Origin of the sequence: Secundilactobacillus paracollinoides, assembly GCF_001702155.1 — a bacterium.
Taxonomy (GTDB): domain Bacteria; phylum Bacillota; class Bacilli; order Lactobacillales; family Lactobacillaceae; genus Secundilactobacillus; species Secundilactobacillus paracollinoides.
The window spans coordinates 2360991-2386502 of the sequence record NZ_CP014912.1; the positions used below are offsets into that span (position 1 = coordinate 2360991).

Here is a 25512-nt window from a genome sequence, read left to right on the forward strand (position 1 = left end):
ATCATGATGACAATGATACTTGGTGTTCTGCTCATCATCATGTTGATTGCGATTAGTCTCGGCGCCTTTCAAGGCAATCGCACCGTGATTATTTTTGGTATGGTGGGGTTAACGCTTGTGGTCATCGCAGCCTTGTTCCTGATAGTTGTGGGGATTCCGACCTTTTAAAATGGTCACCAACCTTAAGTTACTGGCAGCGGCTCTCACGCCAATGCACCAGGAAGTTTGAGCAAAAAAAAGCAACTTGCCAAATGGCAAGTTGCTTTTTGAGTTGACGCAAAAGACTATAGCTTGTTGTAGTATTCAACGATAAGTGATTCGTCGATATCAGCATCAAGTTCTTCACGTTGTGGTAACCGTGACAATGAGCCTTCAAGCTTGTCGGCGTCGAATTCAACGTATTGAGAACGACCAACGACTGCTTCAACAGCGTCCTTGATGATTTGCATATCCTTGGACTTTTCACGAACACTGATCACTTGGCCTGGCTTAACTTCGTATGAAGGAATGTCCACACGCTTGCCATCAACAGTGATGTGACCGTGGTTAACCAATTGACGTGCTTGGCGACGAGTAGTTGCCAAACCTAACCGGTAAACAACGTTGTCCAAACGACGTTCGAGCAAGATCATGAAGTTAACACCATGCTTGCCTTCACGAATCTTACCGGCACGAACGAACAAGTTTTTAAATTGACGTTCAGTTAAGCCGTAAGTGAACCGTAACTTTTGCTTTTCGCGAAGTTGGGTCCCATATTCTGACAACTTTTGACGACGGCCTTGACCGTGATCACCAGGAGCGTAAGGACGACGAGCTAATTCTTTACCAGTCCCTGAAAGGGAGATACCAAGACGACGTGAAATGCGCCAGCTTGGGCCTGTATAACGTGACATAAATGAATCCTCCAATAATTTTAGTTGGAGTAAAATAATTCTTCGTAAGCACAGTATTCGTGCAGATCGCTTTGCAGAGTTCGCCCTGTGCAGCCGCAGGTTACTAACTGAACCACCAAGTGGGCAGTGACCTGTTGACGAGCTTACCGCTTACCGCCGCATTATTTTACACAAAGAGTAGTGTACCGCGAAACACTAGGCAATGTCAATGTGCGACAGCAAAATGTCCGCGAACTGTTCGAGTTCAGCCTTATCGTCATCATTAAAGCGGGCCAGCTTAGGGGAGTCAATATCCATGACACCAAGCTTCTTGCCATCCTTGATCAGCGGCACCACGATTTCAGAGTTACTTGCGGAGTCGCAGGCAATGTGGCCAGGAAACTCGTGGACGTTTTCGACAACCAGCGTTTTTTCTTCTTTAAACGCTGTGCCGCAGACGCCGTTACCGACCTGAATATGCACACAGGCAACGTTTCCCTGGAAGGGACCAAGCATTAATTCATCCGTATCCTCCTGATAGAGGTAAAAGCCAGCCCAGTTGATATCCTCAAGGGATTGGTTGAGCAAAGCGGATGCATTAGACAGGTTACTAATTAAGTTGTGTTCATTATACAAAAGCGCATCAATTTGTTGGTTCATTAACGATGGTGTTGCTTCTTGCATAAAATCGCCCCTTTACTATTATATAAATCTTCAAATTTACGGTGAAGCCTTTTCACTAACTATGCTATAATTTAAGCTAGAATTGATTTTAATGGCTAAATGTATAAAAAACAACCAAAAATGGTTCACCATACATATGAAATGGTAAACGAAGGACGGGGATTGGATGTTTAAGGTTTTCGTGGGAATTATAATCTTGGCAATCGTCATTTATGGCGGTATTTTAATTTATCAACAATATCTGTTGCGTCAGCTCAAGACGATTGATCAAGAACGTCAGGGACTGGACATTGACAGCTTGGAGGCGGCGGTCGCTCAAGTCAAGACCATGAGTTTGACGGGCAAGACGCTCGATCAAGTTGAGGCGCTGCTTAGCGATTATACAGCACTCAATGAGACACGGTTGCCACGGTTGAAAGCCCAGTTAGATCAAGCGACTGGGGCTGCTAAACAGTATCGATTACTGGCAACGCACAGCAATGTAAAAAAGGCCCAGTCTTCATTAAAGGTCACTCAGGATGCGATTGCGAAGTTAACCGAACAGATCGACGCCCTAAAAAAAGTCGATGAAGATCATAAGGCTGCTGTCAAAGCACTGGAGAAAAAATATCAGGATCTGCGTAAGACCTTGCTGGCAAAGAACTTCATGTACGGTCCAAGTATCGATGGACTGGAAACGCAACTTGGTACCTTGGAAGACGACAACGACCGCTTCCGTGAACTCACGAGTCAGGGGGATCACGAAAAAGCTGCTGAGCTGTTAGCACAATTACAGACTGATACTGAGCATCTTGAAGAAATGATCCAACAAATCCCGCCACTGTATAAGAACCTCGAAACGGAATTCCCAGCACAAATTACCGAACTGCAACAGGGTGAGGCAACGCTGAGTGCCCAAGGATTTAAGTATCCGGAAACAGACATGCATGACCAGATCCAGGGCCTCAATGGTGAGGTCAAGGCTGGTAAGGAAGCCCTGACCCAGTTGGATATGGATAAGGTTCAGGCTAACGACACCGCGTTGACGAATAAGATCGACCACTTCTATGACACCATGGAAAAGGAAATGGGCGCTAAAGAAAAGGTGACTGAAAACCTTGATACGTTGGCAAAATTCATTTCCCATGCGCGTAATCAAAACACGTTGCTGACCCGTGAACTCGACCGACTGAGTTTGAACTACACGCTGGATCACCAAGAAGTTGAAACGGCGCGGGAGTTCAAGGAGCAGATTCGAAACATTGATAGTGCTTATCAAGCTGATATCGAAGCCATTCAGTCTAACGAAGCAGTCTACACGCAAGTCTTAGCCCGTCAAACCCAAGCTGAACACGATCTGCAACAGATTGAAGAACAGCAACAGACCATCAATACGACGGTTTCTGGACTCGTCAAAGAAGAACAGCAGGCGCGTGATACGTTGCAACAGTTTGAACTGCGGCAGCATGGCTTACGGCGCCAGGTTGAAAATCTGAATTTGCCTGGGGTCTCAAAAACGTACTTAGACTACTATAATGTGGTACGTGATGAGATTGCGAAGTTAAATGACGATATCAATCAGGTTCAAATTAACATGGAAGAAATTACGAAACAGTTGATCATGATTGAATCGGATCTGGATATTCTGGCTGAAAAAACGACTGATCTCGTTGACAGTGCCGAGTTGTCTGAACAATTGCTTCAATACGCCAACCGTTACCGGCTCACACATGATGAAGTCGCAAAAGCGAGTCAGGAAGCGCAACGGTTATTTGATCAAGAGTTCGATTATGCAAAGAGTCTTGAAACGATTGCGACCGTTTTGGATCAGGTTGAACCTGGCTCTTATAAACGGTTGGAAGATAACTACTATAAGCGTAAGGGGACAGCTAAGAAGCCGGAACCTGAGGAAGACGCTGAATAGTTGAAGAATGTGAGTGCCTGTCCCGGTTGGGGTGGGTGCTTTTTTTGTGGGCGAGGATTGGTATTTTTTGGCGATGTGGCGAGTGGTGGGTGTTTTTTTGGAATATAGTGTTCGTACTTGCGTGGTTATCTAGTTTTGCTTTATCGTTTGGGCGCTTTTTATTTAGATTGCCGAAACGTGTTCTGAAAGGCAAGGGGCTAACGTGTAACGGACTCTGACGGAAAAGTCAGGCCCAGACTTTTCCGTCAGAGTCCGTCACACACTGCCCCTTAACCGCCTTTCTCCACACTCTGCTTGTATCCTAACGAAATTAATGTTTAATCATTGGTACTTTGTATTTAGATTGCCGAAACGTGTTCCAGGAGCCCTCTAACCGCCTTCTTCCACACTCTGCTTGTATCCCCACCCATTTCTCGTTATAATAAAAGCACTTTTTGATTGAAGTCGAACCAATCTAAAAATAAAGAGGCTTAGAAATTTATGATTTATTTTGATAACAGTGCTACCACGCAATCAGCACCGGACGTTGTGGCCACCTATGATAAGGTCAGCCATCAGATCTGGGGGAACCCATCCAGTCTGCACCAGTTTGGTGAACAAGCCTTTAACCTATTGGAACAGTCTCGCAAGCAGATTGCTGATCTGCTAGGGGCTTCTCAATCTGAGATTCTGTTTACTAGTGGCGGGACAGAAGGCGACAACTGGGTCGTAAAGGGTACCGCCATTGAAAAGCGGGCCTTTGGTAATCACTTGGTCACCACCGCAGTTGAACATCCAGCCATCCATAACTCAATGGAGCAGCTGAAACAATTGGGGTATGAAGTGACCTATCTGCCGGTTGACGAGCATGGTCGGATCTCAATTGATGATCTGAAAGCTGCTATTCGGCCAACGACGATTTTGGTATCCGTTATGGCCGTTAACAATGAAATTGGCACCATTCAACCCCTAACTGAGGTCGCTGATGTGCTGAAAGACTACCCGAAAATTCATTTTCATATTGATGCTGTTCAAGGCATTGGTAAGGGCATTCAAGACATGATCATGAATGACCGGGTGGACTACGTGACGTTCTCTGGTCATAAATTCCACGCGCCCCGCGGAATCGGGTTTATCTATGCGCGCCGGGGCCGGAAGATTGCACCACTGTTGACCGGTGGTGGGCAGGAACGTAACCTGCGAAGCGGCACTGAAAACTTGCCGGCCATTGCTGCCATGGCCAAGGCGTTGCGTTTGTTACTTGATAACGAGCCGGCTAAGGTCGACATGCAGCGACAGATCAAGGAACGGATTTACAACCACGTGAAGGATTTTCCACTGGTGACAACGTTCTCTGAAGACAATGATGGGTTTGCGCCACATATCCTGTGCTTTGCTATTCGCGGCGTACGTGGTGAAACCATTGTGCACGCATTTGAAGAGCATCAAATCTACATTTCAACCACCAGTGCCTGCTCATCAAAGAAGCACTTGGCTTCAAGCACGCTGACCGCAATGCGGATTCCAGAAGACGTTTCTACGAGCGCCATTCGAATCTCGTTAGACGAGCACAACACACTGGCAGAGGCTGATGAGTTCAACACCGTTTTTGATCAACTTTACAAACAATTCGAAAAATTGAGTTCAACTACTGCTGACGAACCAGCAAAGGCTTAATTTCTAAAACAAAGGAGGGTATCTATGGAATATACAGAAATCATGGTCCGCTATGGTGAGCTGTCCACAAAGGGTAAAAACCGAAAAGATTTTATCAAACAATTGGGCAAAAACGTTCGGCATAGTCTGCATGACTTTCCTGGTCTGGAGATTCGCGCCCAGTATGATCGGTTACACGTGGCACTAAATGGCACGCCAGCACAACCCGTCATGGACCGGCTAAAGGGTGTTTTTGGCATCGAGAACTTTTCACCAATGATCAAACTTGAAAAGGACTTCGAACAGGTCAAAGATACAGCGCTTGAAATGGTCAAGGCGCAGTACAAGCCAGGGATGACGTTTAAGATCAATACAAAACGCCAAGACCACAACTTTGAATTTGACACCAATCAGATCAATGATAAGCTGGGTGGTCACATTTTACGCAATGTGCCCGGTATCGAAGTCCAAATGAGACAACCTGACATTATGATCAAGGTTGAAGTCCGGTTAAACGGCATCTTCCTGACCAGTGAAACAATCAAGGGCGCTGGTGGTCTTCCCGTCGGTACTGGCGGCCATGCTGTGATGATGCTGTCCGGTGGTATCGATTCCCCGGTTGCTTCATACTTAGGCATGAAACGGGGCGTTAAATTGGATATGGTGCACTTCTTTAGTCCGCCATATACGAGTGAACAGGCGTTGGCTAAGGCTAAGGAACTGACGTCGAAGATTGCGGGTTATGCCGGCAGTATTCAGTTTGTTCAAGTGCCGTTTACCAAAGCTCAAGAAGAGATCAAAGAAAAGGTTCCCGAAGGCTACTTGATGACCATTCAACGGCGGATGATGCTGCGGATCACCGCAGCGATTGCGCAGTTGCGTGGTGCTAAAGGAGTCTTTACTGGCGAATCATTGGGACAGGTTGCCTCGCAAACGCTGGAAAGTATGCTGGCCATCAATGATGTGACGAACATGCCAGTGTTGCGCCCATTGGTATCAATGGATAAGACCGAGATCATCAAGATTGCTGAACAGATAGATACCTATGACCTTTCGATCCTACCATTTGAGGACTGTTGTACGATCTTCACACCACCAGCACCAAAGACGCGGCCTGATTTGGAAAAGACCCGTAACTTTGAAAAGCTGGTCGACGTTGATGCATTGATGAAGGAAGCTATTGACGGCATCCAAGTATGCAACATCCGCCCTGGTGAGAACTTTATGAATCAACAGGAAGATGTGTTTGCGGAATTGTTGTAGAGCAGAGCGTGGAGGAAAACGGTAGGAAGCGGAGTGTAAACCAACTCTGACGTAAATGCCCGAACTTGGCATTTACGTCAGAGTCGGCTTACATGCAGCTTTCTGTTTTCCGAAACGCGTTTCGGCTCGAGGACAGAGAACCACGAAAAATGCCCGAACTGGCATTTACGTCAGAGTTGGCTTACATGCAGCTTTCTGTTTTCCGAAACGCATTTCGGCTCGAGGACAGAGAACCACGAAAAATGCCCGAACTTGGCATTTACGTCAGAGTTGGCTTACATGCAGCTTTCTGTTTTCCGAAACGCGTTTCGGCACAGCTGTCAAGCAAGCAACCGCAACACCCAAATAAAGAATCCACATGAAAAAATCAAAACGGACGCGCTTATAAGATCCCAATCAGGAATCTCGTCAGCACGTCCGTTTTTGTGCAATCCGGTGCGTCCAAAGCAGCCCTATCACCAAGTCATTCAACAAACACCATTTTTACCCATGGATTTCAGTACAGACGCCTTGCATTTTTTAAAGACTCGCGGTAAATTAAGAAGAAATTGGTTCAGTAAAGGATGTGTTCGACGTGAAGGTTACGTTTCGTGGGGAAACTGTTGAATTAGAAGGCAATCCGCCGCAGGTTGGCGACCAGTTGCCAAAGTTTAAGTTGTTTGATCAGGATAACAATAAGGTCAAGATGGCACAGCTACTTGGCAAGCCGTTATTGATTTCCATCATGCCAGACATTAACACACGGGTCTGCAGCATTCAGACGCGTAAGTTCAATCAGCAAGCAGATCACTATCCGGATGCAACGTTCATTGCTGTTTCTAACAACACCATTCAAGAGCAAAAGAGTTGGTGTGCAGCTGAGGGCGTAGAACGGTTGCAGGTCCTTTCTGATGAGGAGCTTTCATTTGGCTATGCAACGGATCTGTACCTGCCAACATTAGGGAACCTTGCTCGAAGCATTATCATCACTGATGCTGAGGGGAAGATCACCTATGAGGAAATTGTTCCTGAAATCACGGACGAACCAAACTATGTGGCTGCGTTGGAAGCCTTAGAAAAACTGACCACGCGCGTGGAAGATTAGTCAATGAGATAACGTTAACCCCACAATTGGCTGTTGACGAGTCGCTTAAAATTGGCTATGATAACGTGTATAAGCAATGAGCAAGAGAGTAAGTCTTACGGTTTGTGCAGAGAGAAAACGACCGCTGAAACGTTTTTCAAACCGGAGTACTGAAGGTAACTTGTGAGCTGTCAGACTGAACGCACAGTAGGTCTGGCCGGAACAACAGCCGTTAGATTGTTATTAAGAGGGGTTAAAAACCCAATTTAGGTGGTACCGCGAAAAACACTTCGTCCTATGTTGATAGGATGAAGTGTTTTTTTCTTACATAACAGTCAAAAATAAGGGAATCAGAAGGGAAGCAGAGTTTATGGCAGACGACAACACACAAATGCCGCCAAAGTACGATCCGCAAGCCGTTGAAGCGGGCCGGTACAATGAATGGCTGGACGAAGGACTTTTCAAACCAAGTGGGGATAAGAAGGCCCACCCGTATTCAATCGTTATTCCACCGCCGAATGTCACTGGTAAGTTGCATTTAGGCCACGCTTGGGACACGACCTTACAAGATATGCTGATCCGGCAAAAACGGATGCAGGGGTTTGACACCCTGTGGCTGCCTGGGATGGACCATGCGGGAATCGCAACGCAGGCCAAGGTTGAAGCCCGGTTACGTGAACAGGGCATCAGTCGTTACGATCTTGGTCGTGAGAAGTTCGTGGAAAAGGTCTGGGAATGGAAGGACGAATATGCGGATACCATTAAGAAGCAATGGTATAAGCTGGGGCTTTCACTGGATTATTCTCGTGAACGATTTACCCTTGATGACGGGTTGTCAGACGCTGTCAAGAAGGTCTTCGTTCAATTGTACAACAAGGGTCTGATCTACCGTGGCGAATACATTATCAACTGGGATCCGCAAGCGCGGACTGCCTTGTCTGACATTGAAGTGATTCACCAGGATGATAAGGGTGCCTTCTATCACGTGAAGTATAAGTTTGCGGATGGTAAGACGACCCTTGATGGCAAGGACTATATTGAAATTGCCACCACCCGTCCTGAAACGATGATGGGCGATACTGCCGTTGCCGTTAACCCAAAGGATGAACGGTATAAGGATGTCATCGGTAAAAACGTTATTTTGCCACTGGCTGACCGTGAAATTCCAATCATTGGTGACCAACACGCAGACCCTGCCTTTGGAACTGGGGCTGTTAAGATCACACCAGCGCATGACCCGAATGACTTCTTAGTTGGGAACCGGCACAATCTGGAACGTATCAACACGATGAATGAAGATGCCTCCATGAATGAAAAGGCTGGTAAGTATGAAGGCATGGATCGTTTTGACGCTCGTAAAGCGATGGTTCAAGATCTCCAAGATCAAGGCTTGATGATCTCAATCGAACCGATCGTCCACTCAGTTGGTCATTCAGAACGGACTGGGGTCCAAGTTGAAGCGCGGTTATCGACGCAGTGGTTCGTTAAGATGAAGCCGCTGGCCGAACAAGCTTTGAAGAATCAGGAAACGGACGATAAGGTCTCCTTCGTCCCAGACCGGTTTGCGAAGACCTTCTCACAGTGGATGGAAAACGTGCATGACTGGGTCATTTCACGACAACTTTGGTGGGGTCACCAAATTCCAGCGTGGTATAACAAGAAGACTGGTGAGACCTACGTCAACGAAGAACCACCGACAGATATTGAAAACTGGGAACAGGATTCAGACGTGCTGGATACCTGGTTCTCAAGTGCGCTGTGGCCATTTTCAACGATGGGTTGGCCAAACGAAGACGCCCCTGATTTCAAGCGGTACTTCCCAACGGACACCCTGGTTACGGGCTATGACATTATCTTCTTCTGGGTCTCTCGGATGATCTTCCAGTCACTTGAATTTACCGGTCGGCGGCCATTTAAGAACGTGCTGCTTCACGGGCTGATTCGTGATGAGACTGGTCGCAAGATGAGTAAATCACTTGGTAACGGGATCGATCCAATGGACGTGATCGACAAGTATGGGGCCGACGCACTGCGGTGGTTCCTGTCAAACGGGTCAACACCTGGCCAGGATATTCGGTTCTCTTACAAGAAGATGGATTCCGCTTGGAACTTCATCAACAAAATTTGGAACGCCAGTCGTTATGTGATCATGAATCTGGGTGACATGACGAAGCCTGAATTACCAGCTGCTTCCGAATGGGACTTAGCTGACAAGTGGATCCTAAGCCGATTGAACGCAACCGTTAAACAAGTCACGGATCAGTTTGAGAAATTCAATTTCGGTGAAGCTGGCCGAGCACTGTATGACTTTATCTGGAATGATTTTTGTGACTGGTACATCGAAATGTCCAAGGAAATCTTAAACGGTGACGATGAAAAAGCCAAGGCGAACACGCGCAACGTTTTGGCCTACGTTCTGGATCAATTCTTACGGTTGCTGCACCCAATCATGCCATTCGTGACTGAAAAGATCTGGTTGACCATGCCGCATGAAGGCAAGTCACTGGTTGTTGCCAAGTACCCAGTCGACCACCCAGAATTCGACAACGATAAGGCTGAAGGGCAAATGGCCAACTTGATCGAACTGATCAAGGCTGTTCGGAATATTCGAGCAGAGGCTAACGCACCAATGTCATCGACGATTGACGTGCTGATCAAGACGGCTAACACCGATTTGGAGACTGTCTTTGAGAACAACCGGGACTACATTGACCGGTTTGTGCACCCAAAGGAATTGACGATTGGGGCTGACGTTACCGCGCCAACCTTAGCCATGAGTGCGATCATTACGGATGCTGAAGTATACGTGCCATTAGCTGAACTGGTTGATTTAAACGAAGAAGCTGCCCGACTTGAGAAGGAAGTTAAGAAGTTTGAATCAGAAGTTGACCGTGCAAAGAAGAAGCTCGCCAACGAACGGTTTGTTGCTAATGCACCGGATGATGTTGTTGATGCTGAACGGCAAAAACAAACTGAAAATGAGTCTAAGTTGCAGGCAACTCAGGACCGGTTAGCGGCCATTAAAGCCCAACAATAAATCGCTGAGACATTCTCGATTGTCGTGGATGTTCATGCTATAATAAGACTTAAATGAAAGGCTGGGATGTGAATCCCGGCCTTTTTGCGAGGCGACAGGTTGGTGTAAACTGGCAGTCGCACTATTCAAAAATAAGGCTGGGGATTGTGACATGATTAGCAATTACGAAGATGCGTTGGCGTTCATTCATGGCCGAACGCAATTTAAAAAAAGTGACCATCTTGACCGGATGCGGCTGTTTATGGCCAAATTAGGCAACCCGGAACGGCAACTTTCTGTTATCCACGTTGCCGGGACGAACGGGAAGGGGTCCACAGTCGCCTTTTTAAGGGACTTGCTGATGGCGACAGGAAAAACGGTCGGCACGTTTACCTCACCGTTTTTGATGCGGTTTAACGAGCGTATCAGTGTTGATGGCATGCCCATTCCTGATCAGGACCTGGTCGCACTTGTGAACCAGATCAAACCCACGGTGGATGAACTGGATGCGACGCTTGAAGAGGGCGGTCCCACGGAGTTTGAAATCATTACCGCAATGATGTTCACGTACTTTAAAGACCGGGTCGATGTGGCCGTGGTTGAAGTGGGTATTGGTGGGATCTTGGATTCAACGAATGTGTTGACGCCAGAAGTCTCTGTCATTACAACGATTGGTTACGACCACATGAAACTTCTGGGCAATACGTTGCCGGAAATTGCCGGGCAAAAGGCGGGCATCATTAAACGCGGCAAACCAGTGGTGGTTGGCCAGCTGCCTGAAGAAGCCCTGTCTGTGATCGAGCAGAAGGCCATTGCCGAAAAGAGCCCGATATACCGGATGGATCACGAAATTATGGTCCAGCCGTTACCGGACAATGCATGGGAAGAAAAATTCAAGTTTCGGTTTGATGGGTTCACGTTTGATGCCGTTAAGATTCAACTGCTGGGTCAGTATCAAATTGCCAACGCTAGCTGTGCGTTAGCAGCCTTTATGCTGTATCAGGCGGCGCACCATCAGCCATGGGATCGGCATGATACCTTGACCGCACTTGCTAAAACGGTGTGGGCTGGCCGGTTTGAACCCGTGAATCAGGATCCGCTGATCGTTCTTGATGGTGCGCACAACGAACCAGCGGTGACCGAAGTGACGCAGTTGCTGAAACAAAAATTTAGTGACCGCGAGTGCTATATTGTCCTGGCTGTTTTAGCGGATAAACAGTACGAAAAAATGCTGTCACTGTTTCAAACGGTGCCGCATCACCACATTATTCTAACGACTTTCCAAGGCCCGGGAACCCGGCACGCTGTCGATCCAGAAACCCTGAAGACCAAGCATGAAAATGACGCGCACATTGACGTTGTTGATAACTGGCAGCTGGCAATCGGCACAGCGTTGAAGACCATGTCCAGCGATGATCTGTTGTTGATCACGGGATCGTTGTACTTTATTTCTGACGTTCGGCATTTCTTTTTGGATAATGATGACGAGGCCTAAAAAAAGATGATGGTCGTCAAATAACGAGATTAGCCAACGGCCATCCGGCTGATTGATGGAATACGAACGCCGAATTTGACAGATGCGATGTTCTAATTATTAAAATCCGTTAAATTTGACAGAAAAACTTGCCGAAGACGCCTATTATTAGGTATGCTTTCAATGACAAGTAGTTATTAAACAAAATAGGTATGGTATAATACACCTAGCAAAATTTAAAATACATGTCAATCGTATGACTGTAGCCAAGTGAAGGGATGAAACATAGTGTTCGGATTAGGAACGAAAAATATTGGCATCGACCTTGGGACTGCAAATACGATTGTTTACGTTGACGGTAAGGGTATCGTTTTACGTGAGCCATCAGTAGTTGCGAGAAACACCAAAACAGGTGAAATTGTCTCCGTCGGTGAAGACGCGCGAGCAATGATTGGGCGGACACCCGCCAGCATCGTTGCCATTCGCCCCATGAAAGACGGCGTTATTGCCGATTATGATACAACTGTTGCCATGATGAAATACTTCATTGAAAAGACGTTAGGCAGCTCAAACGGCAAACCATACGTGATGGTTTGTGTACCAAGTGGTGTCACAGAAGTTGAAAAACGGGCTGTGATCGACGCTACTCGAGTTGCTGGCGCACGTGATGCGTACGTCATCGAAGAACCATTTGCAGCAGCCATTGGTGCCGGTTTGCCAGTGATGGATCCAACCGGTAGTATGGTCGTTGATATTGGTGGTGGGACAACCGATGTTGCCACGATCTCCTTAGGCGGCATCGTTTCCAGCCGTTCAATTCGGATGGCCGGCGACAAACTGGATGAAGCCATTGTGGCATACGTCCGTCAACACTTTAACCTGTTGATTGGTGAACGCACTGCTGAACAGTTGAAGTGGGACATTGGTTCTGCCTCACAAGAAGCCGTAAAGGATGATGACGGTGCCTCAATTCGTGGCCGTGATCTGATTACTGGCTTACCAAAGACAATTGAAGTTTCCGCAGCTGACATTGCTGAGGCCATTCATGAAGTGGTTGCTGAAATTATTACAGCAATCAAAGAGACCTTGGAAGAGACATCACCTGAAATTGCGGCTGATGTGATCGACCATGGGATCGTCCTCACTGGTGGCGGTGCGCTGTTGCGTAACCTGCCAGATGTCATTGCAGATGCGACTAAGGTCCCAGTATTTATTGCAAATGATCCACTGGATTGTGTGGCAATTGGTACGGGTGAATCCCTTAAGAGCATTGACGTTATGAAAAAGAAATAACACTTGGAGGCTGGGCAAAGATGAAGACTTTTGCGCAGCCTTCTTAGTTTGAATGGTGTCGAATTGGTCATCCGGTTGGATGCTATTCAAATTAGTATGAAATGGTTGTGTTTTGGCTGTTTCATTGTTTTTATTTTGGCTACTATAAATTGCGAAGTGCCTTTGCGCGTTTTATGTCAAAGGTGCAATTGGCTACTGTCTCTTGAATATATGTAGCCGAAACGTGCTCCAGAAGACAAGGGGCTCCTGTATAAGGGGCTTCGACTATTCTGCGTCGTACTTATGTGCGCTATGTCAAGTGTGCAAATTGGCTATTGTCTTACTAGCATACGTAGCCGAAACGTGCTCCAGAGAGCAGGAGGCTCCTGTATAAGGGGCTTCGGAAACAAAATCCAAAAGCGGGATTTTATTTCCAAAGCCCCTTATACTCCGCCTCCTAACCGCTCTCTTCCGCACTCTATTACCATGGAGGATAATCATGAACAAATTCTTTTCAAACCGGCGATTAGTGATCGTTATTGTTTGTCTAATTGTCAGTTTTGGTTTAATGAGTGTTTCTGTTATGATTCGTGATAAGCGCTCAACGCCGCCGCTTGTGCAACAATTTGGCAATGACGTTGTTGGGCTTGTTAACCGGGTCGTTGCTTGGCCAGTTAATGGTCTTAAAGGGTCGATCACCGGCGTTTCTGATTTACTGAACACCTACCAGGAAAATACCCGGTTAAAGGGCCAAGTTCAAAAATTGGCACAAACGCAGGTGCACGATCAGGCCGTTAGCCAAGAAAACAAAAAACTCAAAAAAGAATTAAAACTGACGCACTCACTGACCGACTACGAATCTGTCAACGCCTCCGTTATTGCTCGGACCCCATCCTCATTGCAGGATCAGGTCATTATCGACAAAGGGAGTGCCGCTGGCATCAAAAAGAACATGCCCGTTCTATCCGGTTCCGGGATGGTTGGCCGTGTATCTGAGGTCAATCGCACTAACAGTAAGGTTGAGCTGCTGTCTAACAGTAGTGAATCAGCCAACAAGTTTGCCGTTTCAATTACCAACAAGAGTGGCCAAGTGATTAACGGGGTCATTACGGGGTATAATAGTGGCAGTAACCGAATTGAAATGGGAAATGTGACGTCAAAAAAGAAAATTCAAAGGGGTGACAAGGTTGTGACAAGTGGTCTTGGTGGTGTCATGCCAGCTGGGCTGTACGTTGGTACCGTCACGACCACTGGGACTTCCGACTACGGGTTGGCTTCAAAGATCACGATCAAGCCAGCAGCTGACATCTCTGATCTGAGCGTTGTGAGCGTGGCCATTCGTCAAGCCCAGTCAACTAACTAAGGGGGAAGACCATGTTACGAGTGACAAGATTACGTTATGGTTTTCCAATTGGATTATTCTTATTCTTCTTTCTAGATGGTATTTTAGGAGAAGCCTTTCCAAAAGAACTTTTCCACTATCCCTATGCCATGAGCAGCTATCTAGTCGTGCTCTGGTTGGTGTTTGCTGTCTTCTTTGAAGATCCGATTCAGATTCCGCTTGGGGTCTGGGCAGCCGTTGCAGGCGGCCTTTTTGACCTTTATTACACAGGAATCTTTGGGATTTTTGTGTTTGTGTTTCCCATCGTTGTCATTTTGACAAGAGCGTGCTACCGCGCCTTTCCAGTGAACTTCTTGAGTGGGCTTCTGGTGTACTTTATTGATATCACCGTTGTCAGCATTCTGAGTTACTTTGGAAATTTGTTTGTCCACACCACGTCGGCATCCCTTACCGATTTGTTTGTGTACTCACTGGCGCCAACACTAGCCTATAATTTAGCCGCCTATGTCATTTTGTACTTTCCAATTCAACGGTTGTATAACTACTTGAAGAGCTGAAGTGAGGTTGTTAGAGATGCAGTCAGTCGTTTTAAGAGGGAATCAGGATGGCTACCAGCTGGTACTAGACCAGTCGGCAGGCTTCGAGGATATTAAATTAGAGTTGCGGACGTTGTTGGATAAATTGGCAGCGGACGCAACGACCACGTCGACCATCAGTTTTGACGTGCTTACCGCCAATCGGTTGATGACTCAGGATGAAAATCAGGCGTTATCAAAAATTGTTAGCAGTTACGAGCACTTTACGATCCACAAGATCATTGCGGACGTGATAACGATTGCGGATGCAACTAGGTTAAAGGAACAAGACAATGTCCACCTAGTGACACAAACAATTCGTAATGGCCAAACACTGACCATGAAGGGTGACGTGCTATTTTTAGGCGTGATCAACGAAGGCGGCCGACTATTGACCAGTGGTAATTTATTTATTATGGGAACGATTCTGGGCATTGCTCAGGCTGGTTTTCCGAGTAACGAAGATAAGGTGGTCATGGGCAATCTCGCCCAGGCTCAGCAGGTGCGGATCGGCGAACAGATCAGCATCGTTGAGGCCGATCAACCTGAAACTGATTTCCAAACGGTTGCCTACGTGAACGACCTGCACGTGCTTGAGTACGGTCAACTAAGTGACCTAAAAACAATTAATCCGAAACTGTATCATCAAATTGGAGGCTAGTGAAGATGGGTAAATCAATCGTGATCACGTCTGGTAAGGGTGGCGTTGGGAAAACGACATCCAGTGCCAACATCGGGACTGCGCTTGCGCTGATGGGAAAACGGGTCTGCCTAGTAGACTTAGATATTGGACTGCGGAACTTGGACGTGGTCTTAGGCCTTGATAATCGAATTATTTACGATATCGTGGACGTTGTGGAAGGCCGTGCCAAATTGGCTCAGGCCTTGATGAAGGACAAGCGGTTTGACGACCTCTTGTACCTCTTACCAGCGGCACAAAATGCGGATAAAAACGCGTTGAATGAAGAACAGGCCAAGGAGATCGTTGATGAACTCAAGACTGATTTTGACTACGTGCTGCTTGACTGTCCAGCAGGAATCGAACAGGGATTTTTAAACGCCGTTGCAGGCGCCGATACTGCCATTATTGTGACGACCCCCGAAATTTCTGCTGTCCGGGATGCCGACCGCGTCGTTGGGCTATTGGAGAAAAATCCGTTAAAGGAAGAATCTCATTTGCTGATCAACCGGATCCGGGGTCATATGATGGCTGAGGGTGACGTGATGGATATTGACGAGATCACGCATCACCTCGGTGTGCCGTTATTGGGTATTATCGTGGATGACGATGAAGTGATCGCCACGTCTAACCGCGGCGAGCCCGTTGTCCTTGAAACTGACAACGCTGCTGGTCACGGCTATCGTGATATTGCCCGGCGAATTGAGGGCGAAACAGTGCCGTTAATGAAGATTCAGGAATCCAAACCAAGCTTTTGGGCACGGGTGGGTCACTGGTTCAAACGCGGTTAATTTGAGGTTTGGTCTTGACTCTGCCAGCTAATCCGTTATAATGAGACTTAATTTAATAGATATGTACGTTGAGCAGACTAGTAGATGCGCGTTGACTAAAAGAGACTCCTTGGTGATGGGAATGGGAGAGTTGATCGTATCGAATCACATCTGTGAGTTGGCCCCCTGAACTAATAGTAAGGGGACACCGGTAAGCTCGTTATCGCTGAAGTTTATGAAATAAACTTATTGAGGTTCATTGTGTGAACAGTGAACGAAGATGAGGTGGCACAGCGAATTTAATCGCCCTCTTGGATTTTTCCAAGTGGGCGTTTTTTTATTTCATAAACTTCGTGAGGTCTGTCGTGTGAACGGCAGACGAACTGAGGTGGCACCGCGATAGCATTCGTCCTCTTGAGCTTAATGGCTCAAGAGGACTTTTTTATTGATCGATTATTTTGAAGGGGGCAACATCTATGTTACACTACTTTGCTGAAATCTTACCGTCACTGTTAAGCGGCGCTTGGATGACGATTCGCATCTTCCTTTGGACGCTGATTCTATCCATTCCACTTGGGGTTTTGGTCAGTCTCGGACTGTTATCAAAGTTTAGTCCGCTACGCTGGATCCTGAAATTTTATGTTTGGCTCATGCGGGGCACACCACTGTTACTGCAATTAATTTTCGTTTTTTATGGGTTACCCATTATCGGTGTGATTTTCCAACGTTACGATGCGGCCATCTTCGCTTTCGTATTGAACTACACGGCCTACTTCACCGAGATCTTCCGGGGCGGTTTTCAAGCCATTCCAAACGGTCAGTTCGAAAGTGCCCGTGTTTTACGGCTGACGAATTGGCAAACGTTACGTAAAATCGTGATTCCACAAGTGGTCAAGATCGTTGTCCCTTCGATTGGGAACGAAGTCGTCAACTTGGTGAAGGATTCATCATTGGTCTACGTTATCGGGTTGGGTGACCTGTTGCGGGCTGGTAACATTGCCAGTGCGCGGGATGTCACGTTGCTGCCACTGGTCGCCGTTGCTGTTATCTACCTCATCCTCACGGGGATCTGCACATACGCCTTGCGTCAGGTCGAACAACGCCTGAGCAAGTGGGAATAGATTGGGGGAAGCCAAATGCTAGAACTAAAAGATATTACAAAACGGTTTGATAACCGAACAATTTTAAATAAAATGAGTTTTCAAGTGCCGGATGGTCAGATCTTAGCAATCGTTGGCCCCTCTGGTGCTGGGAAGACAACACTTCTCCGGTGTATCACGGGTCTAGAAACTGTTGACGGTGGTGATTTTATTCTCGATGGGAAAAAATTTAACCCCGCTGCTAACCGGGATAACGATAAGGTGATTGGTGTCGTTTTCCAAGATTTTCAGTTGTTTCCGAACTTAACCGTTTTAGATAACGTGACGCTCGCACCTGAGCTGGTCTTGAAGATGAGCAAGGCGGATGCAACGAAACGTGCCCAAGAACTCATTGATGAACTGGCCCTTTCAGGTAAGGAAAAACTCTATCCGTTCCAACTGTCTGGTGGTCAAAAACAACGGGTCGCCATTGTTCGGGCACTTGCGATGAACCCGAAGATCCTCTGCTACGACGAACCAACGTCTGCCTTGGATCCTGATCTCCGTCAAACGGTTGAGGATATTATTTTAAATCTGAAGAGTGAAAAAATGACCCAGATCGTCGTCACGCATGATATGCAATTTGCACAAAATATTGCCGATCAAATTTTACGTGTTGAACCGATCGACGCTTAACGGAAGAGGGAGGACCTGCATGAAAAAGAAAATTTGGTTAGGCATGGTCATGCTGCTCTGTACCGTTATGTTGTCCGGCTGCGGGGTGACGATTGGGCAGCGTGCCAATCACGTTGACAACTGGCACCGGATTGAAAAACGCGGCTACGTTACCGTTGGCCTTGATGATACGTTCGTTCCAATGGGGTTTCGGGAAAAGAGCGGAAAGCTGGTCGGATATGATATCGATCTCGCCCGCGCCGTCTTTAAACTGTACGGTGTTCGCGTGAGTTTCCAACCCATTGACTGGAACATGAACGCGACCGAACTTAACAATGGGACGATCGACCTGATCTGGAACGGGTATTCTAAGACACCACAGCGTGAAAAGAAGGTTGCCTTCAGCGATACTTACCTGTCAAATGATCAAGAACTCGTTACCATGCGCAAAAACAACATTAAGTCGTTTGCTGACATGAAGGGGAAAGTCGTCGGTGCCCAAACGGGGTCGTCTGGGGCCAATGATATTAACCAGTTTCCCAAATTGTTGAAGGATAAGATCAGCGGTCAGCCGGTCTTGTATGATTCCTTTACCAATGCGTTTATTGACTTAAAAGCCAACCGGATCCAAGGATTGATCATTGATTCGACCTACGCTGGTTATTACGTCAATCACGAGTCAGATCCCAAGGCGTACCGCATTGTTCGCGGCAACTTCCCCAAGGAAGATTTTGGGGTCGGCCTGCGGAAGTCTGATAAGACCATGCGCCGAAAGATCAATCGGGGGTTAAAGATCCTCGCAAAGAACGGCACACTGAACAAAATTAATCACAAATGGTTCGGTGACAACGCAGATTCACCACTGCTAAAAAATAAGTAATTTAAGTGAATTAGCCATCCTGAATTGCGATTATGGTAAGATAACCGTATCGCAGATTAGGGGTGGCTTTTTTATGGCATTTATTTTGACAATTTTAATTTTGATCGTGGTCATCAACTTGATTGTTGCATTATTTACAATTCTCCGCGAGGAACGCGATATATCTGCGACCTGGGCCTGGTTGCTGGTGCTTGTCCTGATGCCGGTCTTTGGGTTTATCCTCTACCTGTTTGCGGGCAGAAAAATTTCAAAAAAACGCATCTTCGACATTAAAGCCCAGGAACGCCTTGGACTTAATCAGTTGGTGGATACGCAAAAACAGTTGATTCAACAGGGGGGCGCTTCAGGTACCTGATAACGATAATCCTGAAATTCAAGAAATCGTGAATTTGTTTTTGGAAACGGACCACGCTGTTCTGACAACGAATAACGCTGTTCAGGTATTTACGGATGGTGAGAAAAAATTTGCCGCACTATTTGACGACATTCGACACGCTAGACACCACATTAACGTGGAATATTTTACGTTTTATAACGACGAGATCGGCAACCAATTTGTTCGGTTATTAGAGGAAAAGGCGGCCGAGGGCGTTGCTGTGCGGGTAATCTATGATACGTTTGGCTCTCACGGCGGTAAAAAGCATATGTTCAAGCACCTCACGCAGTTGGGCGGCCAGGTCTACCCATTTCTAAGTTCACGACTGGCACTCAGTGATTTTCAGCTTAACTTTCGTGACCACCGTAAAATTGTGGTGATCGATGGCAAAATCGGGTACACCGGTGGCTTTAACGTGGGGGACCAGTACGTTAATCGGAAACCTAAATTCGGGTACTGGCGCGACACCCATTTGCGCATCGAGGGTCACGCCGTTTTGGCCTTACAAAGCCGGTTCTTTCTGGATTGGAACGCTACTGCTAAGCGGCACAAGGTGACCTACGATAAAAAGTACTTTCCGGTTCTCAATACGACCGGCACAACTAGTATGCAAATCGTTTCCAGCGGACCGGACTCTGAAGTGCAGCAGATCAAGAAGGGCTATTTAAAGCTGATCAATAGCGCCCGGCAGTCGATTGCCATCCAGTCACCATACTTTGTACCAGATGAAAGTATCCTAGAAGCGCTGACGGTCGCTGCCTTATCGGGAATTCACGTGCGGTTAATGATTCCAGACCAGCCGGATCATCCGTTTGTCTACCGGGCAACGGAGTACTTCTCAAAGGCGTTATTGAAGGCGGGCGGTCAAGTGTACCGCTATCACGGCGGGTTCATGCACGCAAAAATGATCGTCGTAGATGGCGAGGTGGCTTCGGTTGGGTCCGCCAATATGGACATTCGCTCATTTAAGCTCAATTTTGAAATCAACGCGTTCATGTATGATGTGCATCTCGCCACAAAACTAATGGGTATCTTCGAAAACGACATTGCGTTAGCGGAAGAGATGACACTGGGAAAATTCGCCCAGCAGTCGCTGTGGGTGAGGTGTAAGCAGGCGCTGTCGAGGCTGTTTTCACCCATTTTGTAAGAGTGTGGAGAAAGTCCGTTACACGTTAGCCCCGTGCCTTTCGAAACGTTTCGGCTACGATGCCAAACAGCTCGTCGCCAGCAGCACTAAAAAAGCAAAGCAACATTCAAGGCTTGGCCGTGTTTTCACCACAGTGACTTGTTCAAGAGCCCACAGTCTTTCAAATTCGGTTCAACTAGAATATCCAGAAAGGGCTTTTTAAAAGCAAACCAACCTGACCACAAAAAAACATCCTGTTGCAGACCTGCAACAGGATGTTTTTTACTATAACACTCACAAATCCGGGAAAAACGCATCGTACAACGCCTGCACAGAAGCATCCGCTTTATCCTGCTGGATCCCAAACATCATGGAAATTTCTGAGGCACCTTGATTAACCATAACCAGCTTCACATTTTGCCGTGCCAAGGCATCGGTTGCCTTAGACATCAGCCCGGTTCGGTTGAGCATCCCTTCGCCAACGACCATGAGCAACGCATAGTCGTGCGTAATGTGAATCTCGTCGGGATGGAGGGCGATCACAAGTTCACGAATCAGCAGGTCTTCAAGGTCGGGTGTCAGCTGATCTTGTTTCATAATGACAGTTAAATCATCGATCCCAGATGGCATGTGTTCGTACGATAGTCCATACTGTGCCAAAATGTTCAGGATCTTTTGGCTGTAGCTTTTCTTATCCAGCATGTATTTTCGAATATAGATGCCGCAAAAATCAGGGGAACTGGCAATTCCAGAAACGGGATAAGCTGGGTTGACCCGTTTGGTGGACGTGATTGATGTCCCACGTTCACTTGGGTGATTGGTGTTCTTTACGACCACTTCAATGTCACCTTGAATGGCAGGAATTAATGCCTCATCGTGAAAGACAGAAAAGCCGGCGTAGGCCAGTTCCCGCATTTCTCGAAAAGTCATGTGGTGGATCGCAATCGGATTTTCAACCACCTTAGGGTTAGCCGCGTAAATTGCGTTAACGTCGGTAAAATTTTCGTACCTATCGGCGTGCACCCCACGTGCCACGATGGCGCCAGTAATGTCAGAGCCGCCGCGGGAGAACGTGCAGATCTGGTCTTGTAGATTATACCCAAAAAATCCGGGAATCACACGGATGATACTGCTGGCAGCCCATTCGCCTAACCGGTCATAACTTTCAGGAATAATGTCTGCGTCGTTTGGCCGGTCAGTAACGACAAGGCCGACATCTTTAGGATCTAAGTACTTGGCGTTCAAGCCGGCACTGGTTAGGACCTTGGCAAACAAAATGGCGTTTAACTTTTCACCATGGGCCTTAAAGGCGGCCATTAGGTAGTCGTTATCTTGGTAGGAATGGTCTGGTAATTGCAAAATAGCCGCTTTGATTTCGTTGAAGTCGGCATCCGAAATGTGGAATGCTTGAGCGATCTCTTGGTAGCGACTGATGATCTGGGTGGTAATGTCATCCAGCGGGCGTTGCTTGATGACATCGTTGGCGTATGTAATCAAAAGATCAGTGACCTTAATGTCACCAGCGAATCGTTTTCCTGGCGCTGAGACGACCACGAAGCGTCGCTGATCGTCAGCTTTGATAATATTGACAACTTTTTGAACCTGGGCGGCGTTCGCGAGGGAACTGCCCCCAAATTTGACGACTTTCATAATGTTCCTCCTCAAGAGTTTGCTTTCAGGATAGCAAACTCAGCTAGGGGAGTGCAACCTTGTTTTGGAGATTTTTGGGAAAATGATGAGGGGGTATTATGTTGTTTTAATGTGTGGTGAGGTGGCGCGTAGTTTGATGTTTGCGGATGGGTATCGTTTGGGGGGAGTGCTTTTGCGGGCGGGTTCTCATGTGGTGGCTTGCTTTTGTGGTTGCATAGGTGTTGGTTAGTGCTGTCCTTTGTTTCGTGGTGTGCGTTATTGGATCGGTCATTTTTGAAGAGTGGGGTAGCAGTGAGCCTTTTTTGGTGAGTTTGAATGCTCGATTAGGGTATTTTTGCCAAAGAGGCGGTCTACACATGTGCTTTGCCAATTTGGCGTCTAAACGTGCTCCAGAAGGCAGAGGGCTCATGCCTAAGGGCAAGTCGGTCAAAAAGGCAGGCCCGGCCTTTTCGACCGACTTGCCCTTAGGCGCCGCCCTCTAAACGCCTTCTTCCGCACTCTCTTCTATTGTATTTTCACCCCCAATCATCTAATATTGTATGGGTAATTAAAGGAGGCTTTTGCGACTTGCAAGTGCATGTGACTGACGGGGTAACGCTCAACGTGATTGCGACCCCGCAATTTAAAACAACCAGTATCAGTATCGATTTTCTGGCACCCGTTTCAACTCAGGGATTGTCTCAGCGGATCTTGCTGGCGCAACTGCTTGAAACGAGTAGCGCGGATTATCCGACCCAGACAGCGCTGGCAAAGAAATTGGCCACGTTATACGGTGCCAGTTATGGGGTTAACGTGTATCGGTACGGGATGATCAATGGCCTACGTTTTTCAAGCAGCATCATCAATGACCATTTTGCCAACGGGGAGCACCTTACCCAGGCGATCTTTAGCTTTCTGAAACAGGTTATTTTTCGACCTTTGGCAGCTGATGGGCAGTTTGATGCCACGACATTTGACCGGCAGAAGGTCAATTTAATTGCCTATTTGAAGTCGCTGAATGATGACAAGCAGTACTATGCAGAGCGTGAATTATTTGACCTCTACTTTAAGGATCAGCCTGAACTTGCCACAAGTCTTTATGGCGATGAACCCACAATTGAAGAACTCGGTAATGCGGATTTATATGCTTACTATCAGCAGTTGTTGGCCACCGATGACATAAAAATCACCATTATTGGTGATGTGAATGCGGATGAAATTAAGCGTGATATTGCTGACTGGCAGTTGGCACCACGGACGTCCAAACAACAGGCGATTATTTATCATCGACCAGTTCAGACAGCAGTGACGGGGTCAGAAACCCAGCCACTGCAACAATCAAAACTTAATTTAGCGTATCAGTTACCGGTGTACTACCGCGATGCCCATTTTTATGAAGCCTTAGTCTTTAACGGCCTATTCGGTGGGACACCGATCTCGATGCTCTTTAAAAACGTGCGTGAAAAAATAGTCTGGCCTACTACGCATCGAGTCGGTTTGACGGCTTCACCGGCACGCTTAGTGTTCAAGCCGGCATCGATCAGCACAACCAGCAGGCAGTGCTTGACATCATTGCTGAACAACTTGAAGATATCGCAAACGGTAAAATTGACGAAGAGGTCTTTAACCAGGTTGTCGCAAGTCTAATCAACAACCACGAGTCGCGCCAAGATTCACCGCGTGCAGTCGTCAATCAGTCGGTGCTTGATCAAATGGTTGGGTCCACGGTGCCCGCTTCTGAGTGGTTGACCCATATCCAGGCGGTCACACCAGAGCAGGTTGCCGCTATTGCCCAACAGGTGACCCTGCAGGCGACCTACTTCTTAAAAGGAGATGAGTCACGGTGAAACAGATCGATTATCCGCAATTAGGAGAAACATTGTACCAAGAAACATTGGCAAACGGTTTGCGGGTCTACTTGCTGCCGAAAGCTGGCTATCACCGGACCTATGCCGTGATGACGACGGAGTATGGGTCGATCGACAACGACTTTGTGCCATATGGTCAGTCGGAGATGGTCTCGCTGCCAGCAGGTATCGCTCATTTTCTAGAGCATAAAATGTTTGAGAAGGCTGACCACGACGCGTTTGATACGTTTGCCCATTTTGGTGCGAGTTCGAACGCGTTTACCAGTTTTACACATACGAGTTATTTGTTTTCAACAACGCGAAATCTCAAAGAAAATTTGGAAACCTTGCTTGATTTTGTCCAAGACCCGTACTTTACTGATAAGACGGTCAATAAGGAAAAGGGCATCATCGGCCAAGAAATTCAAATGTATGAGGATGATCCGAATTCACGGGCGTACTTTGGGACGATCGCCAATCTGTATCCGGATCAACCGTTGGCAAACGATATTGCGGGAACGATCGACTCAATTGATAAAATCACGCCAGAAGACTTGTACCTCGCACATAAAACGTTCTATCACCCAAGTAATATGAGTCTCTTCATTGTCGGCAAAGTGACGCCTGAAGAAACGATGCAGTGGGTGCGTGACAACCAAGCGCAAAAAGACTTTGGTGAACCGCAACCAATTAAGCGTCAATCGTTGGTTCCGCTGCGGGATGGCAGTGATATTGTCCGGCGCAGAACGCTGACGATGCCTGTTGAACGGCCAAAAGTGACGATCGGTATTCGCGGCTTGGATGAGCTGCCGACTGGTCGTGACCGGCTTAAGTTTGAGGATGCCTTATCGATCGGGATGGAATTACTGATTGGCGACACCGCACCAGATTTTTTGCGGTTGTATGACCAGGGCGTGATCGATGACAGTTTTGGGTATAATATTGAAGTCCAGCGGGGCGCTCACTTTGTTGTTTTGGCGGGCGAAACCGAGGATCCAGCAGCGTTTGAGACTGAGTTGTTAGCAATTCTGGCACAGGCTAAGGATAAATTAAAGGGTACTCAAGAGACATTTGATCTCGCAAAACGTGAGGAATTTGGCAGCACCATTACCGCGTTTAATTCATTGGAGGCCATTGCGAACCAGTTTGATGATCAATTGTACGCACCAAGCAATTTGTTTGATGAAGCGGCGATCATTGATGAGCTGACCCTTGATGATGTCATCGCGGCCCTCGACCAGTTCCTGAAACCGGAAGCCATTAGCGTGCAACGCATTGTGGCACCTGAAGCCGGTTAAGAAAACCTTAAAATCAGATAATGTCGGAATTCGGCGTTAAATCATCCTCAACCA

Annotated in this window: 20 protein-coding genes, 2 pseudogenes and 2 other annotated features; of the genes and pseudogenes, 19 read left to right on the forward strand and 3 right to left on the reverse strand. The window is 47.1% G+C overall.

Annotated features, from left to right (window positions below; translation table 11 throughout):
• The first annotated feature begins 3 nt into the window (after positions 1-3).
• The gene (locus AYR61_RS15195; protein WP_156319310.1) at positions 4-168 is read left to right on the forward strand and encodes a hypothetical protein; all 165 of its coding nucleotides are present in this window, start codon (positions 4-6) and stop codon (positions 166-168) included.
• A 116-nt stretch (positions 169-284) separates the two neighbouring features.
• On the opposite strand, the gene rpsD is transcribed toward AYR61_RS15195, so the two are convergent.
• Both rpsD and AYR61_RS10220 read right to left on the reverse strand, forming a co-directional pair.
• Complete coding sequence (gene rpsD, locus AYR61_RS10215) at positions 285-893, reverse strand: 30S ribosomal protein S4 (protein ID WP_065902886.1); 609 nt, start codon at positions 891-893, stop codon at positions 285-287.
• A gap of 195 nt (positions 894-1088) precedes the next feature.
• The gene (locus tag AYR61_RS10220; protein WP_056987762.1) at positions 1089-1556 is read right to left on the reverse strand and encodes a GAF domain-containing protein; all 468 of its coding nucleotides are present in this window, start codon (positions 1554-1556) and stop codon (positions 1089-1091) included.
• Positions 1557-1722: 166 nt separating this feature from the next.
• Here AYR61_RS10220 and ezrA point away from each other — a divergent pair, with 166 nt between their 5' ends.
• The 15 genes and pseudogenes from ezrA to cls all read left to right on the forward strand — a co-directional run bounded on the left by ezrA (position 1723) and on the right by cls (position 20705).
• On the forward strand, positions 1723-3459 hold the full coding sequence (gene ezrA, locus AYR61_RS10225) for a septation ring formation regulator EzrA (protein WP_065902888.1): 1737 nt from the start codon (positions 1723-1725) through the stop codon (positions 3457-3459).
• 480 nt (positions 3460-3939) lie between these two features.
• A complete protein-coding gene (locus tag AYR61_RS10230) occupies positions 3940-5115 on the forward strand; it encodes a cysteine desulfurase family protein (RefSeq protein ID WP_065902890.1) in 1176 nt (391 codons plus the stop codon).
• Positions 5116-5139: 24 nt separating this feature from the next.
• Entirely contained in the window at positions 5140-6357 is a 1218-nt protein-coding gene (thiI, locus tag AYR61_RS10235) for a tRNA uracil 4-sulfurtransferase ThiI (RefSeq protein ID WP_054712941.1), read from the forward strand.
• Between the two features lie 574 nt (positions 6358-6931).
• Positions 6932-7441, forward strand: a complete 510-nt coding sequence (tpx, locus tag AYR61_RS10245; RefSeq protein WP_054711305.1) for a thiol peroxidase — start codon at positions 6932-6934, stop codon at positions 7439-7441.
• Between the two features lie 67 nt (positions 7442-7508).
• Positions 7509-7721: a binding site (T-box leader), on the forward strand.
• Positions 7722-7790: 69 nt separating this feature from the next.
• Positions 7791-10457, forward strand: coding sequence for a valine--tRNA ligase (locus AYR61_RS10250; protein ID WP_065902892.1), 2667 nt, complete (start codon positions 7791-7793; stop codon positions 10455-10457).
• 151 nt (positions 10458-10608) lie between these two features.
• On the forward strand, positions 10609-11931 hold the full coding sequence (locus AYR61_RS10255; RefSeq protein ID WP_065902894.1) for a bifunctional folylpolyglutamate synthase/dihydrofolate synthase: 1323 nt from the start codon (positions 10609-10611) through the stop codon (positions 11929-11931).
• 267 nt (positions 11932-12198) lie between these two features.
• Positions 12199-13203: a rod shape-determining protein gene (locus tag AYR61_RS10260; RefSeq protein WP_054711309.1), complete on the forward strand. Its 1005-nt coding sequence runs from the start codon at positions 12199-12201 to the stop codon at positions 13201-13203.
• Positions 13204-13681: 478 nt separating this feature from the next.
• Entirely contained in the window at positions 13682-14545 is an 864-nt protein-coding gene (gene mreC / locus AYR61_RS10265; RefSeq protein WP_065902895.1) for a rod shape-determining protein MreC, read from the forward strand.
• Between the two features lie 11 nt (positions 14546-14556).
• Positions 14557-15081, forward strand: a complete 525-nt coding sequence (gene mreD, locus AYR61_RS10270) for a rod shape-determining protein MreD (RefSeq protein WP_065902897.1) — start codon at positions 14557-14559, stop codon at positions 15079-15081.
• A 16-nt stretch (positions 15082-15097) separates the two neighbouring features.
• Complete coding sequence (locus AYR61_RS10275) at positions 15098-15760, forward strand: septum site-determining protein MinC (RefSeq protein WP_054711317.1); 663 nt, start codon at positions 15098-15100, stop codon at positions 15758-15760.
• Positions 15761-15765: 5 nt separating this feature from the next.
• Complete coding sequence (minD, locus tag AYR61_RS10280) at positions 15766-16569, forward strand: septum site-determining protein MinD (protein ID WP_065902899.1); 804 nt, start codon at positions 15766-15768, stop codon at positions 16567-16569.
• Positions 16570-16628: 59 nt separating this feature from the next.
• Positions 16629-16965: a binding site (T-box leader), on the forward strand.
• A gap of 59 nt (positions 16966-17024) precedes the next feature.
• A complete protein-coding gene (locus AYR61_RS10285; protein ID WP_054711319.1) occupies positions 17025-17669 on the forward strand; it encodes an amino acid ABC transporter permease in 645 nt (214 codons plus the stop codon).
• Between the two features lie 15 nt (positions 17670-17684).
• A complete protein-coding gene (locus AYR61_RS10290; RefSeq protein ID WP_065902901.1) occupies positions 17685-18323 on the forward strand; it encodes an amino acid ABC transporter ATP-binding protein in 639 nt (212 codons plus the stop codon).
• A gap of 19 nt (positions 18324-18342) precedes the next feature.
• Positions 18343-19182 carry an amino acid ABC transporter substrate-binding protein gene (locus AYR61_RS10295; RefSeq protein WP_065902903.1) on the forward strand — a complete coding sequence of 280 codons (840 nt, stop codon included), beginning with the start codon at positions 18343-18345 and terminating at the stop codon, positions 19180-19182.
• A gap of 73 nt (positions 19183-19255) precedes the next feature.
• A pseudogene (gene cls, locus AYR61_RS10300) lies at positions 19256-20705 on the forward strand (cardiolipin synthase).
• Between the two features lie 273 nt (positions 20706-20978).
• On the opposite strand, the gene AYR61_RS10305 reads toward cls, so the two are convergent.
• Positions 20979-22334: an aspartate kinase gene (locus tag AYR61_RS10305; RefSeq protein ID WP_065902904.1), complete on the reverse strand. Its 1356-nt coding sequence runs from the start codon at positions 22332-22334 to the stop codon at positions 20979-20981.
• Between the two features lie 579 nt (positions 22335-22913).
• Here AYR61_RS10305 and yfmF point away from each other — a divergent pair.
• The 3 genes and pseudogenes from yfmF to yfmH all read left to right on the forward strand — a co-directional run.
• Positions 22914-23899: pseudogene (yfmF, locus tag AYR61_RS10310) on the forward strand (EF-P 5-aminopentanol modification-associated protein YfmF); the annotation flags it as partial.
• Between the two features lie 114 nt (positions 23900-24013).
• A complete protein-coding gene (locus tag AYR61_RS15400) occupies positions 24014-24160 on the forward strand; it encodes a hypothetical protein (protein WP_191982244.1) in 147 nt (48 codons plus the stop codon).
• Positions 24157-25458 (forward strand): EF-P 5-aminopentanol modification-associated protein YfmH, encoded by a 1302-nt coding sequence (yfmH, locus tag AYR61_RS10315; RefSeq protein ID WP_054711331.1) that lies wholly within the window; start codon positions 24157-24159, stop codon positions 25456-25458. Before AYR61_RS15400 ends, yfmH begins: the two co-directional genes overlap by 4 nt.
• Positions 25459-25512 lie beyond the last annotated feature (54 nt).

What these genes read in the sequence shown, in the direction of transcription:
- AYR61_RS15195 (WP_156319310.1), top strand. Translation starts at nt 4, where the DNA reads ATGATGACAATGATACTTGGTGTTCTGCTCATCATCATGTTGATTGCG.
- rpsD (WP_065902886.1), bottom strand. Translation starts at nt 893, where the DNA reads ATGTCACGTTATACAGGCCCAAGCTGGCGCATTTCACGTCGTCTTGGT.
- AYR61_RS10220 (WP_056987762.1), bottom strand. Translation starts at nt 1,556, where the DNA reads ATGCAAGAAGCAACACCATCGTTAATGAACCAACAAATTGATGCGCTT.
- ezrA (WP_065902888.1), top strand. Translation starts at nt 1,723, where the DNA reads ATGTTTAAGGTTTTCGTGGGAATTATAATCTTGGCAATCGTCATTTAT.
- AYR61_RS10230 (WP_065902890.1), top strand. Translation starts at nt 3,940, where the DNA reads ATGATTTATTTTGATAACAGTGCTACCACGCAATCAGCACCGGACGTT.
- thiI (WP_054712941.1), top strand. Translation starts at nt 5,140, where the DNA reads ATGGAATATACAGAAATCATGGTCCGCTATGGTGAGCTGTCCACAAAG.
- AYR61_RS10250 (WP_065902892.1), top strand. Translation starts at nt 7,791, where the DNA reads ATGGCAGACGACAACACACAAATGCCGCCAAAGTACGATCCGCAAGCC.
- AYR61_RS10255 (WP_065902894.1), top strand. Translation starts at nt 10,609, where the DNA reads ATGATTAGCAATTACGAAGATGCGTTGGCGTTCATTCATGGCCGAACG.
- mreC (WP_065902895.1), top strand. Translation starts at nt 13,682, where the DNA reads ATGAACAAATTCTTTTCAAACCGGCGATTAGTGATCGTTATTGTTTGT.
- mreD (WP_065902897.1), top strand. Translation starts at nt 14,557, where the DNA reads ATGTTACGAGTGACAAGATTACGTTATGGTTTTCCAATTGGATTATTC.
- AYR61_RS10275 (WP_054711317.1), top strand. Translation starts at nt 15,098, where the DNA reads ATGCAGTCAGTCGTTTTAAGAGGGAATCAGGATGGCTACCAGCTGGTA.
- minD (WP_065902899.1), top strand. Translation starts at nt 15,766, where the DNA reads ATGGGTAAATCAATCGTGATCACGTCTGGTAAGGGTGGCGTTGGGAAA.
- AYR61_RS10285 (WP_054711319.1), top strand. Translation starts at nt 17,025, where the DNA reads ATGTTACACTACTTTGCTGAAATCTTACCGTCACTGTTAAGCGGCGCT.
- AYR61_RS10290 (WP_065902901.1), top strand. Translation starts at nt 17,685, where the DNA reads ATGCTAGAACTAAAAGATATTACAAAACGGTTTGATAACCGAACAATT.
- AYR61_RS10295 (WP_065902903.1), top strand. Translation starts at nt 18,343, where the DNA reads ATGAAAAAGAAAATTTGGTTAGGCATGGTCATGCTGCTCTGTACCGTT.
- AYR61_RS10305 (WP_065902904.1), bottom strand. Translation starts at nt 22,334, where the DNA reads ATGAAAGTCGTCAAATTTGGGGGCAGTTCCCTCGCGAACGCCGCCCAG.